Raw genomic sequence first — 13,560 nt, 5'->3', positions numbered from 1 at the left:
GAGTCGGGGAGACGACCTCGGGGGCAGGAGCCGGAGGTCAAGGAGTCAGGAGCCGGAGGTCAGGAGGTTCAGGAGCCGAAGGCCGCGGTGGCTTCTGCTGCGCCCGCGCGCACGACCTCGATGATCCGGTCCGTGGCGCGGGTGATGCGGTGGGCGGGGCCGATGACCGTGAGGGACGCGGCGACGGTACCGGCCTGGAAGACGGGCGCGGCGACGGCGGCGACGGCCTCGTCGTACTGGCCGTGGCTGACGCTGTAACCGGTCCGGCGGATCTCGGCGTAGCAGGCCAGGAGCGCGTCGAAGTCGGTGATGGTGTTGTCGTTGAAGCGTTGCAGAGGGGTGGTTCCGAAGATCTGCCGGAGCTCCGCCTCGGGGTAGTGGGCGAAGATCGCGTGCCCGGAGGCCCCGGCGTGGCCCGGGATGAGGGCGCCGACGATCGCGGTGTAGCGGATGGGGCCGGTGCCGTCGACGGCCGCGGCGCAGCGGTAGCCACTGCCGTTCGGGACGTTCAGTACGACACTCTCGCCGGTCTCCCGCAGCAGCTGTGCGAGGATCGGGCGCACCAGCGACGGCAGAACGCCACTGTGCTCACCGACCCGGGCCAGCCGGGACACCGAGGGCCCGAGACGGTAGCGACGGGTGGTGGGGTCGCAGACGAGGAAGCCGCGGGCGGTGAGCGTGGTGAGCAGCCGCTGTGCCACGGCCTTGTCCCAGCCGTGGTGGCGGGCGAGCTCGCTCACGCCCCATTCGGGGCGCCGTTCGGAGAAGGTGAGCAGCGCGACCAGAGCGCGGTCGGCGCTCTGCAGGATGCCTCCCGGTCCGGGAGCCCTGCGAGCAGCCGGTTCCTCGGGGCTCGCATCGGCCATGTGTCCGCACCTCTCTTGCCGGGACCGGCCCCTGTTTCCGCCAGTCGGTGCGCTCAGCGCAACGCCGTTGCGCTGAGCGGCGAGAACTATGTGCCTGCGGAGCGGGGGTGTCAAGAGGTTGCCATCTCCGATTGCCGAACTCCTGCCTCGTCACGACGTGTCGTCTTCGGCAGCCAGCGGACGGCGAGAACGCCCAGTGCGCCATGGAGAAGGCCGGCGGTGGCGGCAGCGGCGTGCAGACCGGTGACGAAGGCGGTCTTCGCCTCGTCGATCACGGCGGGCGCGAGGCCGGGAAGCCGGAGCGTCTCGTCGAGGGTGCCGGCGAGGTCCGGTCCCTGGAGCCGGAAGACCAGGGCGGCGAGCGAGCCGAGGAGCGCGATGCCGAGCGCGTTGCCGATCTCGTTGCTGGTTTCGGCGATCGCGGCCGCTGACCCGGCGCGTTCCGCGGGAACCGCGGCGACGGCGGTGTCGGCGACCACGCTGAACGAGATGCCGTAGCCGACGCCGGCGATCACGGTGGACGCGAGGTACCAGCCGATCCCGCCGGAGACGCCGGTGGGCAGCAGCAGGAGCATGCCCGTGGCGATGAAGAAGTGGCTCGTGATGAGTGCTGCCCGGGTGCCGAAACGCCCGACCAGCGCCGGTGTGACGATGCTGGTGACGGTGAGCACGGCGGCGCCCGGCAGCGCGAGGAGCGCCGCGTGCAGGACGGGCAGACCATGGACGGACTGGAGGTGGATACCGGTGAGGTAGGCGGCGGCCGACCAGGCAGCCAGGGGCAGTAGCCCGGTAATGATCGCGATGGTGAACACCCGGTCGCGGAAGAGGCGGAAGTCGATCAGCGGGTGCTCCAGGCGCCGTTGGCGCCGGACGAACGCCCCCAGGATGCCGACGCCGACGACGCCCGTGGCTGCCGGGAGCGCGGTCAGCCCCTCCGCGGCGGCGTGCTTGATCGCGTATACGGTCAGCAGAAGACCGACAGCGGAGAGCAGGATACTGACGACATCGATGCGGCCGGGCCGGGTGGTGCGTACTTCACGGAGCAGGACCGGGGCCAGCAGCAGGAACAGCAGGACGACGGGGAGATTGATCAGGAAGACCGACCCCCACCAGAACCGGCTCAGCAACTGCCCGCCGACGACCGGGCCGATCGCGAACCCGGCGGCGAAGGTGGCGGCGAAGATCCCGATCGCCCTGGCCCGTTGGCGCGGGTCGGTGAACAGTTCGCTGAGTACCGCCAGCGCCGACGGCAGCAGCGTGGCACCGGCCACGCCCATCAGCGCCCGGAAGGCGATCAGCGCTTCCGGACCGGGCGCGAACGCCGCTCCTGCCGAGCCGATGCCGAACACCGCGGCGCCGGTCATCAGCAGCTTGAGCCGGCCGTACCGGTCGCCGAGGGCGCCGAACGCGATGAGCAACGACCCGACCGCGAAGCCGTAGACGTCCAGGATCCACAGCGCCTGATCGGCAGTCGGTGACAGCGCCTCGGTGACCTTGGGCATCGCCAGGAACAGGACCGAACCGTCCATCGCCACCAGCAGTACCGGGCCGACCGTCACCAGCAGTCCGAGCCAGGCCCGCGGACCGGGCGAGTGAGAAACACGCTGTTCATTCATGCCCTCGACAGTGCGGCGCCGCCAACTCCCCAACCAGCCCCGCGCCATGGGTACACCCGACAGGGATACGCAGGCATCACCGGGGCCGCCTACGCTCGGAGCCATGGAACTGGAGAGTTTCGGTGCGTACCTCAAGGCCCGGCGCGACCGGGTCACGCCCGCCGACGCCGGACTGCCCACCTACGGCACGGCGCGCCGCGTACCGGGCCTGCGCCGCGAGGAGCTCGCCCAGCTCGCCGGCGTGAGCGCCGGCTACTACACCCGGCTGGAGCAGGGGCAGGCCGGTACCGCCTCCGCCCAGGTCCTCGACGCGCTCGCCCGTGTGCTCCAGCTGGATCCGGCCGAGACCGCCCACCTGCACAATCTCGCCCGGCAGCCCGCCACCTCCCGCCCGGTACGCCCCCGCCCCGAAAAGCCGCATCCGCGCGTACTGGCCCTCCTGGCCTCCCTGGGGGAGTCCATGCCGGCCGTCGTGCTCGGCCGCCGCGGCGACGTGCTGGCCTGGAACCGCACCGGACATGCCCTCTTCGCGGAACACCTCGACTTCGACGCACCCCACGATCTCGTGCGACGGCCCTCGGTCCCGCGGATGTTCTTCCTCGACCCCCTCACCCGCGACCTGCACCGCAACTGGCCCGAACTCGCCCGGATCCACGTCGCGTACCTGCGGCTCACCGCCGGCCGCTATCCCACCGACGCCCGGCTGGCCGAACTGATCGGCGAACTCGCCATGCGCAGCCGTGACTTCGCCAAGCTGTGGGCCAAGGGCGACGTCGCGGACTGCACCGTGGGCACCATGAATCTGCAACATCCCACCGTCGGCGGGGTCAACGTCGACTACCAGGTGTGGCTCCAGCCCGACAGTCCCGACCACCGGCTGGAGGTCTACACACCCAACGACACCCCCTCGGCCGACGCGCTGCGACTGCTGACGCGATGGACCGCGGAGTCGGCGACCCGGCCGGTACGAATCTGGTGAATTGCTGCTTTCGGTGAATAGCCTGTGCGTGTGACACTCACCAGTGAGCTCGCCCGCCCCCATTCCTGGCCCGCGGTCGATATGGCGTTCCACCGCCAAGTGGCCGAGTTGGCCGATAATCCGGAAGGCCGACGGCTTCAGCAGGGTCTCGCGTGGAAAGGGAATGACGGGCAGCCGTCCATGTCGCATGGTGTCCCGCTGCGATTGCATTCGGGATGGCGTGAGCGGCTGACGGAATTCGTCGCCGCTTATCATCGGCTGATCGAGACCATCGTGTCCGCCCATGCCGCCGACGCGCGCCTGCAGCGGGTGATGGACGTCCCTGAGGCTTGGGCTCAGGATGTCCTGGCCGCCGACGACGCCCGGGTACATCTCTTCCGGATCGATCTGCTGCCGCAGCCCGACAACGGGTTGAAGGTTCTGGAGACGAATGCCAACTGTCCGGCCGGACTGCGGAGCACGGGACTCGACCGAGCCATGTGGCGGCCGTTTCTCACCGAGCGGGGAATCCGGCTTCCCGAGGCGTTGCCTTCGGACGCGCCGTTGTGGGCCGGCCGGTGGTTCCTCGATCTCGCCGAGCAGGAAACCGGCACCCGACCCGAAACGGTGGCCGTACTGCGACCGCGGGGGAGCAGCAGCGGCAGCGTCGACGGCATCATCGCGGACCTCACCGAGGCCGGAGTACGAGTCGTTGTCGGAGATCCCCGTGACCTGCGCTCGCAGAACGGGGGCGTGGCGCTGGACGGCGAGCCGGTGCGGTACGCCTACTCCAAAATCCGCATCAAGCATCTGATGCGTATGCGTCACGAAGTGGGTCCCTATCTGCGTGCGCTGCGCGATCACACGCTATTCGTGCAGAACGGCCTGCGCGGCCGGTTGATCGGCGAGAGCAAACTGTGCCTGGCCGTACTGTCCGATCCGCAGTTCGCCGGCCTGTTTCCCCCGGAGGCATACGCGCTGGTAAAGCCCAGCATTCCCTGGTCGCGGAATATCGCGCTGTGCGATGCCGCGACCGTACGGGAAATCCGCGCCTGCCCGGAGCGATATGTACTCAAGCGGCCGCTGGATTCACGCGGGGCGGGTGTGGTGGTCGGCCGAGAGGTGCCGGGCTTGTCGGCGTGGGAGGACGCCGTCACGCTGGCGGTCGAGGAGCGGTGGCTGGTACAGGAGTACTGCCACGCTCCCTGGATCGATATGACCCCGCACGGGCAGTCGGGTAAACACGATCTCGCGCTGGGAGCCGTCAACGGCCGCCTCGTCGCGGCATTCAGCCGGGTCGGCACCGAAGAGCGCCTGAACACCGCACGCTCCGGGCGCGCCCACCCCGTGTACCTCTGAAAAGGTCAGAATTTCGGGCCGCCTGCCGTGATTCCGGACTTCCAGTAATCCCGCAGCGTCAGGAAGAGAATGACCAGGGGGAGCATCGACACGAAGGACCCCACCACGACCAGGTGCTGCAGCTGAGGCTCGGTCAGGCCGCTTTCGTTCCAGCTGTGCAGGCCGAGGGTCAACGGGTACAGCCGCTCGTCGTAGAGGAGGATCAGCGGGAGGAAGAAGTTGTTCCAGATGCTGATGAAGGCGTACAGGAAGACGAGCAGGACGCCCGGCAGTATCAGCCGGAGGCCGACCTTGAGAAACAGCCGGAACTCACCGGCGCCGTCGACCCTGCCCGCTTCGAGGAGTTCGGCGGGGAGGGCGCTCGCGGTGTACACCTGCGCGAGGTAGACCCCGAACGGCAGCACCAGCAGGGGCAGGAGCATCCCCCAGTAGGTGTCCACCAAGTGCAGTTTCCGCTCCAGTTGGAAGATGGGCAGCGCCAGGACCGTGTTGGGTACCAGCACGCTGGCGATGATGGTGGTGAAGACCTGGTTCTTGCCCCGGAATTCGTAAACCGCGAGCGCGTAGCCCGCGAGGGCGCAGATGCCCGCGCACGCGGCGGCGCCACCGCCGGTGTACAGCACCGAGTTGAGCATCCAGCGCCAGAAGATCCCGCCGTCGTACTCGCTCAGGGCGACCAGGTTGTCCCACAGGCGGAACTCGGCGGGGAGAAGCCCCGGAGTGCCGTAGAGGTCCGAGCGGCTCTTCGCCGTGGCCAGGGCCAGCCAGTAGAGGGGCAGCAGGAAGTACGCCGCGGTGATGAGCAGCAGCACCGTCGTCAGGCCCCGCCAGAGCCCCTTGCGGGTCGTCACGGTGTGCTCCTTCGTTGCGCGAGGGCGAGGAATCCGAAAGAGAGCACGAAGATGACCGCGGCGAGGACGATGGCCGTCGCGGCGGCGAGTTGCGGGTTCTGCTGTCCGATGGCGATCGTCCGGATCGTCATGTTGGGCGTGTAGGTGCTGGAGACGGCGGGTGTCAGATTCCGCAGGATGGTCGGCTCGGTGAAGATCTGGAGGGTGCCGATGACGGAGATGACGGTGGTCATGACGATTGCCGGCAGCAACTGGGGGATCTTGACCGACCAGGCGATCCGGATTTCCCCGGCACCGTCCAGGCGGGCCGCCTCGTAGGTGTCGCGGGGCAGGCCGCGCAGGGAGGTGTAGAGGATCGTCATGTTGATGCCGATGTAGGACCACGTCACGACGTTGCCCATCGACCACAGCACGACCGAGTCGTCGAGGAGGTCGGCGGGCCCGCCCAACGCCGCGACGGCACCGCTCAGCGGACTTGTGCGGGGCGTGTAGAGGAACCCCCAGGCGAGCGTGCCGATGACGACCGGGACCGCGTACGGCAGCAGGTAGACGGTGCGCAGCACGGAGTACAGGCGGGACGCGGCGGCGTCGAAGACGAGGGCGAGGGCCAGCGCGATACCGAGCATGACCGGCACCTGCACCAGCCCGAACGCGGTCATCCGCAGCACACCGAGAAGCAGCTCGGGCGAGGTCAGCGCGGTCGCGTAGTTGTCGAGGCCGACGAAGTGCAGGGTCCCGCCGCCCAGGCCCAGACCCGAGTAGCGAACGGTGAAGAGGCTGTCGTACGCGGCGAGGACGATCGGCAGGACGGTGAACACGAGGAACAGCGCCAGGAACGGGGCGAGGAAGAGGTAGGCCACGCGGTCGGTCCGGCGCTGCCGGCTGCCTCCGTTCATCGCCGGCCGCCCCCGCTCGATTTCGCTGTGCCGGGGACGGTCACACTGAGTCCTTTCGCCGTCAGCAGCGCGACGGTGGCGGACTGCACTTCCGTCATCAGTCCGGGCAGCTTGCGGCGGCCGTCGGCCACGTCGGCCAGGCCGCCGTTGAACGTCGCGTAGGAATGTTCCATGCCCGGGCCGTAGGACCACCTCGTCGACAGCCGTTGTGCCGCGTCGACGAAGAGCCGGTTGATCCGCTGGTTCCCGAAGTACGCGACTCCGGGCGCTGCGGCCGCCAGGTCCAGCCCCGTTGTGGCCGCCGGCAGCAGCCCGGACGCGTGGATGAGGATCCGGAGGCTCTCCGGGTCGGTGTTGAGCCACAGTGCGAACTCCGCCGCCTCCCGGGGGTGGTCCGACGCGGCGGAGACGATGTTGGCACTGCCTCCCGTGTCGCCGGTCGCCTCCGAGCCCTCCCAGGTGGGGATCGGAGCCACGGCCCATTTACCGGCCTGATCGGCGGCGTTGGTCGCGAGGACTTCGGAGAACCAGGAGGCGTGCGAGAGGGCGAGGATCTCGTTGCGCTGGATGGCGTTCCAGGTAGCGGGGCCGTATGCCTGGCGCGGCACTACGAGGTCCTCGTCGAGGAGCGTCTGCCAGTACCTGGCTACGCGCTGGGACGCCGGAGTGTCGATGGCAGCCACCCACGACTGGCCCTTGATGCCGGACCACTGCGTGCCGGACTGCCACAGCAGGCCCTGCCACCACCGCTCGTCGTTCGGAGGCAGGGCCGTCAGCCGGGCGCCGGGGTCGGCCCTGCGCACGGCCTCGGCGGCAGCCCGGAACTCCTGCCAGGTGCGCGGGACGGTGATGCCGTACTCGGCGAAGAGGTCCTTCCGGTAGTACAGGACCGTCGGCCCGGTGTCCTGCGGGACGCCGTACACCTCCCCGCCGAACGCGACCGACTTCCACGCGGCCGGGGAGAACCGGCCGGCGGCGTCACCGACGTAGTCGCCGATCGGGGCCGCCCGGCCGCTGATCGCGTAGTCGGGCACCAGGAACTGGCTGATCTGCGTGACGTCGGGACCCGCGCCGGCGTCGATCGCCGTCTGCACCTTGGTCTGATCGTCGCCCGACATGGCCTGGTACCGCACCGTGACGCGGTCGTGCGTGGCGTTCCACTTCTGTACGGCCCGCTCGATGTCCGGGACCCACGACGCGAAGGTCAGCGTCACACTCCCGGCCGTCTTGCCGGCGGGCGCACACGCCGCGAGACCGACGACCACGGTGAGGAGCACGGCGGCGAGGAGCGCGCGCAGCGCCCTGCCGCCGGACGTCCGGATGTGCACTGATCGCACTGCTCGCCCTTCGGTCAGAGGTGCTGCGCGCTGTTACCGGTTTACCGGAATCGTCCCCGGTGGTGTGCGACATACGGCTCGATGTCGGCCGGGCCCACGGGAGCGAGGTCCAGACCGGCGAGCTGGGCCAGCCCTGCCGCGCGGTCCGTGCTGAAGCGCGCGGCACCGTCGCGGAACACCCTGGCGAGTCCCTGCCCGAGCACATCGTCCTGCACATTCGACGGCAGGGGCAGGACCGCGAGGGCCCGGGCCAGGTCCCGGTCCCGCGGATCACCTGCGGATGCCGCCTGCAGTACGTGCCAGAACTCCTCGTAGGCCGCCTTGCGCAGGCCGAAGGCGTCCCCGAAGGCACCCAGCAGTTCGTCGAGCGCCAGGCCGTGGGGGCGCAGCAGGTGGAAGTAGCCGTCCCGGCGGTGGGTGACGGCGGTCAGCAGCAGCTCCCCGACCTGGTCGACCGGCGTGTAGTCGACGGCCACATCGCTGGTGACATACATGCCCACGCGCAGGCAGGCCCGGACGAGCAGTTCGATGCGCGAGCCGGCGTGGGGCACACCGGTGCGCGTCGCGGGCATGACCTCGCCGAGGCGGTGTACGGCCACGGTCATCCCGCGGTCGGCCGCGGCCTGCACCAGCCGCTCCGCCACCCACTTGGACTGGCCGTACCCGGTTCCGGGCGGCTCCGCGTCTTCGAACGGCGCCTCCGGTACGAGGGGCGGGGTGACCGCGCCGGTCACCGCATCCACCGGGCGGCCCGGGCAGGCGGCGAGGGTCGAGACGAAGTGCACGTGGGCGGGCCGGGCGGCGGCCGCAAGCCGCAGCAGCTCGACCGTGCCGGTCACATTGGCGGAGCGGTGGGCGGCGTAGCCCCGTACCAGATTCACCAGGGCACCGGCGTGCACCACCGTGTCGACCTCTTCGGCCAGCCGCCGGCGGTCATCGCGCGACAGGCCGAGCCCGGGCCGGGTGAGGTCGCCGGGGACGGCGTCGATGCGGCCGGCCGTCTCCTGCGACCACAGTCCGTACCACTGGAGGTTGGCGGTGATGCGCCGGAGAGCCGCCTGCCGGCTGTCGGCGCGGGCGAGGCAGTGGACGGTCGCGCCGGTGCGCCGGAGCAGGTCGTGGAGGAGTTGGGCGCCGACGAATCCGGTGGCGCCGGTGAGCAGCACCCGTTCGACGGGAGGGGAGGGGCCGTGCGCCGCGGTGAGGTTGATGTCCGCCGGGAGCCGCAGGTCCGCCGGGAAGTCGGCGGGGGCCAGCGGGCGCTGCGGCGGAGTGGTCGCGCGTCCATGTGCCGCAGTTCGTTCGTGTACTCCCGTTGTTTCGCGTACTCCCGTTGTGTTGTCCAGGTGGGCGGCCTGCGCGGCCACCGTGGACAGGGCGACCACATCGCCGACCGAGAAGGCTGTGCCGAACCGTTCCGTGATGGCCAGCGCGAGCCGCAGGGCGCCGAGCGAGTCCCCGCCGCTGTCGAAGAAGTCGTCCTCCGCGCTGTCCACGGGCGCCGGGAGGGCCTCGGCCCAGAGGTCCAGCAGCGTCTGTTCTGTTGCGTTGCGCGCGGGTGCGGGAGCGGGCGCGGCTGCGCGCGCCGCGGTGTCGAGCATGTCGGCGAGGGCCTGTCGGTCCGCCTTGCCGTTGCCGTTGACCGGCATCGACGCAAGAACGGTGAACCGCCCGGGGGTCAGCTCCGCCGGCAGTTGCGTCCTGACGTGGCGCTTCAGTTCGGCGGCCGTCAGGCCCTCGGCCGTGCCGTCGTCCGTCGGCGGGCCGCCGCGCACGGTGACGAACGCGGCCAGGTGCGACCTGCCGCCGTGCTCGCGGACCAGCACCTTGGCCTCGCGTACCAGCGGATGCGAGGCGATCGTGTGCTCGACCTCGGAGAGCTCCACGCGCACGCCACCGACCTTCACCTGCTGGTCCTGCCGCCCGTCAAAATGGAGCAGCTCGTCCGCGCCGTAGTGGCCCAGGTCCCCGGTGCGGTACATCAACGGGCCGGCCAGTTGCGGGAAGGGATTCGGTACAAACGCCTGAGCGGTCCGCTCGGGGGCGCCCAGGTAACCGGCGCCCAGGCAGTCCCCGCCGATCCAGATGTCACCGACAGCGCCGGGCGCGACCGGCCGCAACTCCTCGTCGAGGACCGCGGCCCATGTGTTGTCGATGGGACGCCCGATCGGCAGGGGCGCGGCGTCGTCGGGCGACACATCGTGGAACACCATGCCGATGGATGCCTCGGTGGGACCGTAGGTATTGGTGATCCGTAAGCCCGGCAGCATCTCCTGCAGCGCCCGTACGCTGCCGTGGTTGATCTCTTCACCGCCGACCAGCAGCGTCCGCAGCGAGGACAGTCGGGGTATCAACTCCGGTCGGGAGATGAGCAGTTCAACCAGGGCACCGAGAATCGTCGGGACGAAGTCCGTCATCGTCACCCGGTGCCGGTCGATGACCGCAACGGTCCCGGGCAGGTCGAGAAGGCCGCGCCGTTCGGGGATGACGACCCGGCCACCGCAGCTCAGCGGCCACAGCAACTGCCACAGCGACGAGTCGAAGGTGTGCCGGCTGTTCTGCAGGACGATGGGCCGCTCCTGCGCGTCGAGGAAGCGACGGCTCATGTGGTGCAGGCGGTTGACCAGCCCTCGGTGCAGGTTCAGGGCGCATTTGGGGGTGCCGGTCGAGCCGGAGGTGTAGAAGCCGTAGGCGAGGCCCTCCGGACCGGCCGGCCCGTCGACCGGCGCCTTCGGCCCGGCCGCGCTGCGCCGGGCATCGACCGTCAGCGCGGGGATTCCGTGCCAGGCCCCCCGGGGCCCGCCGGGGGACAGCAGCACGAGCTGCGGCGTGCAGGCACTCACCATGATGCGCAGCCGCGCCGCGGGCCACTGCTCGTCGAGCGGTACGAACGCGGCGCCGGCCCGCAACACCGCCAGCATGGCGAGCGGCAGCTCGGGGCCGTTGCGCATCACCAGCGGGACGAGTGCGCCGCGGCGCACCCCCCGGGCGGCCAGCCGGCCGGCCAAGGAGTCGACCCCGGTCATCAGCCGGCGGTAGGACAGCACATCGTTGCCGAACTCCACCGCGGGGGCTTCGGGGTGGCGCGTGGCGACCTCCTGGACGAGGTCGGGTACGGAACGGTCCGCGCGGTACGGGACGGTGGGTCCGCTGAACCGCTTCACCTCGCGCTCGTGCAGGGACTGTACGTCCATGAGACCTCCTGGACCGGTCGAACGAGCCGCCCTTGCCCGCGAGGGAGCGGGCGAGGGCGGCGGTACCGGCCGTTGGCGGCGGACCTTATGCCTCCATGGCCATCCAGCTGATGTACCAGTCGTGACTGACGGCGTAGTCCACGGTCAGCGGGCGGCCGTCCTGCCACCGCACATAGATCCGGAACCCCTTGGGCGTGGGCGTGTAGATCGTGTTTCCGCCGGTCGTCGTCCACATGGAGTCGCGGCCGCAGAGGTTGGCCGTGTACACCGGGGTCTCGGTGAAGTTTCCTGCCGAGGTGTCGACATCGATGTAGATGCCGGTTCCGTTCTCCTGCTCCTGGTGCTGCTTCCAGTCTTCGACCGGGGTATTGCCTCCGACGATCTTGGGAGTAGCCATGCAGGTCTCCTCGCGCGAATGAGGGAAAGTGAGTGACGGATGAATGATTCCGCGCCGCCTGGATCGCGCGGATAATGAATCATTCTTTTGTCGAGTGTGCGGGGCGGGGAGAGTGAACACAAGGCCGTTCGGGCGGCGCTTCTCGGCCATTCCCTTTTCGCGGATGAATGGCTTTTTCATGGCTGGCGCAACCCAGTGCTGTCTTTTTCGAGAGGCCGGGAATTACGCCTCTCCTGGCCCGTGTGCATTCGCGACCGGGGGCAGTGTTTTCCCGGTACCGGTACGGTCGCCGAGCAAATCCCAGGCGAGCAGTCCCGCCCCCAGACAGCCGGCCTCGTCACCCAGAGCGGCGGGCAGCACTTCCGGCATGACCTGGAACGTCAGCCGCCCGGCGAGCTGTTCGCGCAAGGGGTGGAACAGCAGGTCGCCGGACCGGCCGAGCCCGCCGCCCACGATGACGGCCGAAGGGTCGAAGAGGGTGACGCCGACAGCGAGCGAATCGGCCAGCGCTTCCACGGCCTCCGCCCATACTCCGGCCGCGACGCGGTCCCCCTCGGTGGCGAGGCGGACCACAGTGGCGGCATCCGTCGGGGCTCCGCCGTCCAACCCGGCCAGCCGCCGGTACCGCTTGACGACCGCGGGACCGCCCGCCACCGTGCTCAGACAGCCGCGCTGGCCGCAACCGCACGGGTCGCCCCCGGGCCGCACCACGACATGCCCGAGCTCACCGGCCCGCCAGTGCCCACCGGTGAACGGCCGCCCGCCGAGCATGACCGCCGCCCCGACTCCGGTACCGACGGGCACGAAGAGGAACACCTCGTGCCCGCGCCCGGCGCCGAGCCGCGCCTCGGCAACGCCGCCGGCCCGTACATCGTGTCCCAGCGCGACGGGCAGGCCGGTGCGCTCGGCCAGCAGCCTCCGCAGCGGCACGTCCCGCCAGCCGAAGGAAGCCGAGAAGACGGCGACGCCCGCCGACTCGTCGATCACCCCGCAGGCCGCGACGCCGAGGGCGCGGACCGCCACTCCCTGCGCCACCGCCGCGTCGAGGAGGCCCGCGGCACGGTCGAGTACTGTGCCGACGGCCGCCTCCGGGTCGCGCCCCGCAGCCCGGACGGGGTGGTGGGCGACGGCGCTCAGCGGTCTGCCGTCCGCGGCGACGAAGGCCGACTTGATCGCCGTACCGCCGATGTCGAGGCCGAGCACGGCGCTTTCGCCGAGTGGGCTGCTCACGCGGTCCCGCTGAGGCGCCCGGTGCGGAACGGGATGGTGACCCGGTGGCTGACCTCGTCGCCGTGCACGGGGTGGCCATCGGGGTTCAGCACCGAGTACGACTCGATCCGCGCCCGGTACAGCCGGTTGGGCGCGGTGTCCCGGAACTGCGCGGGCGGCTGGTACCGCTTCGCGCGCTTCGCCGGGTCCGGGTAGCGGCGGGAGTAGTACACCTCGCACCCCTCGTCCAGCGCTTCGCCGTGCAGCACCTCGGCCCGGCCGTGTGCGTAGAGACCCTGGCCGCCCCCGTCGGTCGGATTGGAGTCGAATACGACGATCGAAACCACCGGATTGTGCTCGATGTTCAGAGAATGCACGGCGTCCGTTCCGGAAATCCAGTAGAAAGCGTCCTGGTCGTCCCAGGCGTGCGCCAGCGGAGTCACCATCGGGACTCCTGCGGCCGAAGCGGTGCCCAGTGTCATATAACGAGTCGTGCGAAGTATCTCGGCTGCGGTCTCGCAGAGTTCTTCGATCGAGACGGACACGGTGCCCTCCAGTCGCCCCCGTTGCGGAATGATGGCTGCCCGGTCGGACGCGTATACGGAATCTTCCGCGCGCTCAGTGTAAAGAGGCCCGGCAGTAGCGCCAAGAGTTCTTCAGCCCATGTCTCCGGCGAGAAGCGCTTGCGCCTGTTCGCGGGCGTGGGAGATGGGGTCCGGGAAGATGTTCAGGCCGTGGGCGACGAGCGCTCCTTCGTGCAGCAGCATCAGTGTCCGGGCCAGCGGGCCGGCCCGACCGGGGGCGATGTCCCCGGCGAGGCGGGTGAACAGGTCGAGCATCCACTGCTTCTGCCCGGTGATGATCGGGTGGGCCGGGT

General features: G+C 70.1%; 11 protein-coding genes and 1 pseudogene. 2 read left to right on the top strand and 10 right to left on the bottom strand.

The features are described 5' to 3' along the window. Window positions 1-68: 68 nt before the first annotated feature. A complete protein-coding gene (locus tag CCS38_RS24040) occupies window positions 69-866 on the bottom strand; it encodes an IclR family transcriptional regulator (RefSeq protein WP_223735376.1) in 798 nt (265 codons plus the stop codon). Window positions 867-976: 110 nt separating this feature from the next. Beyond that, window positions 977-2,482: an MFS transporter gene (locus CCS38_RS24035; RefSeq protein ID WP_223735375.1), complete on the bottom strand. Its 1,506-nt coding sequence runs from the start codon at window positions 2,480-2,482 to the stop codon at window positions 977-979. 103 nt (window positions 2,483-2,585) lie between these two features. On the opposite strand from CCS38_RS24035, the gene CCS38_RS24030 reads away from it, so the two are divergent. Both CCS38_RS24030 and CCS38_RS24025 read left to right on the top strand, forming a co-directional pair. Continuing rightward, window positions 2,586-3,461, top strand: coding sequence for a helix-turn-helix transcriptional regulator (locus CCS38_RS24030; protein WP_223735374.1), 876 nt, complete (start codon window positions 2,586-2,588; stop codon window positions 3,459-3,461). A 30-nt stretch (window positions 3,462-3,491) separates the two neighbouring features. Next, window positions 3,492-4,799, top strand: coding sequence for an ATP-grasp domain-containing protein (locus CCS38_RS24025; protein WP_223735373.1), 1,308 nt, complete (start codon window positions 3,492-3,494; stop codon window positions 4,797-4,799). Window positions 4,800-4,804: 5 nt separating this feature from the next. Here the strand turns inward: CCS38_RS24025 and CCS38_RS24020 are convergent, their stop codons facing one another. The 8 genes and pseudogenes from CCS38_RS24020 to CCS38_RS23985 form a co-directional block, all read right to left on the bottom strand. Next, window positions 4,805-5,650 (bottom strand): carbohydrate ABC transporter permease, encoded by an 846-nt coding sequence (locus tag CCS38_RS24020; RefSeq protein WP_223735372.1) that lies wholly within the window; start codon window positions 5,648-5,650, stop codon window positions 4,805-4,807. Further along, window positions 5,647-6,546, bottom strand: a complete 900-nt coding sequence (locus CCS38_RS24015; RefSeq protein ID WP_223735371.1) for a carbohydrate ABC transporter permease — start codon at window positions 6,544-6,546, stop codon at window positions 5,647-5,649. Before CCS38_RS24015 ends, CCS38_RS24020 begins: the two co-directional genes overlap by 4 nt. Then, complete coding sequence (locus CCS38_RS24010; RefSeq protein WP_223735370.1) at window positions 6,543-7,874, bottom strand: ABC transporter substrate-binding protein; 1,332 nt, start codon at window positions 7,872-7,874, stop codon at window positions 6,543-6,545. Before CCS38_RS24010 ends, CCS38_RS24015 begins: the two co-directional genes overlap by 4 nt. A gap of 50 nt (window positions 7,875-7,924) precedes the next feature. Then, window positions 7,925-11,077, bottom strand: coding sequence for a non-ribosomal peptide synthetase (locus CCS38_RS24005; protein WP_223735369.1), 3,153 nt, complete (start codon window positions 11,075-11,077; stop codon window positions 7,925-7,927). An 85-nt stretch (window positions 11,078-11,162) separates the two neighbouring features. Then, window positions 11,163-11,474, bottom strand: a complete 312-nt coding sequence (locus CCS38_RS24000; RefSeq protein WP_223735368.1) for a hypothetical protein — start codon at window positions 11,472-11,474, stop codon at window positions 11,163-11,165. 222 nt (window positions 11,475-11,696) lie between these two features. Further along, on the bottom strand, window positions 11,697-12,704 hold the full coding sequence (locus tag CCS38_RS23995; RefSeq protein ID WP_223735367.1) for an ROK family protein: 1,008 nt from the start codon (window positions 12,702-12,704) through the stop codon (window positions 11,697-11,699). Beyond that, window positions 12,701-13,228, bottom strand: coding sequence for a pyridoxamine 5'-phosphate oxidase family protein (locus CCS38_RS23990; protein WP_223735366.1), 528 nt, complete (start codon window positions 13,226-13,228; stop codon window positions 12,701-12,703). The genes CCS38_RS23995 and CCS38_RS23990 overlap by 4 nt, the downstream gene beginning before the upstream one ends. Window positions 13,229-13,339: 111 nt before the next feature. Continuing rightward, window positions 13,340-13,560, bottom strand: a pseudogene (locus tag CCS38_RS23985) (TetR family transcriptional regulator); the annotation flags it as partial.

This window comes from Streptomyces purpurogeneiscleroticus (genome assembly GCF_020024005.1).
GTDB lineage: Bacteria > Actinomycetota > Actinomycetes > Streptomycetales > Streptomycetaceae > Streptomyces > Streptomyces purpurogeneiscleroticus.
This window is presented reverse-complemented; position numbering and strand designations above follow the sequence as displayed.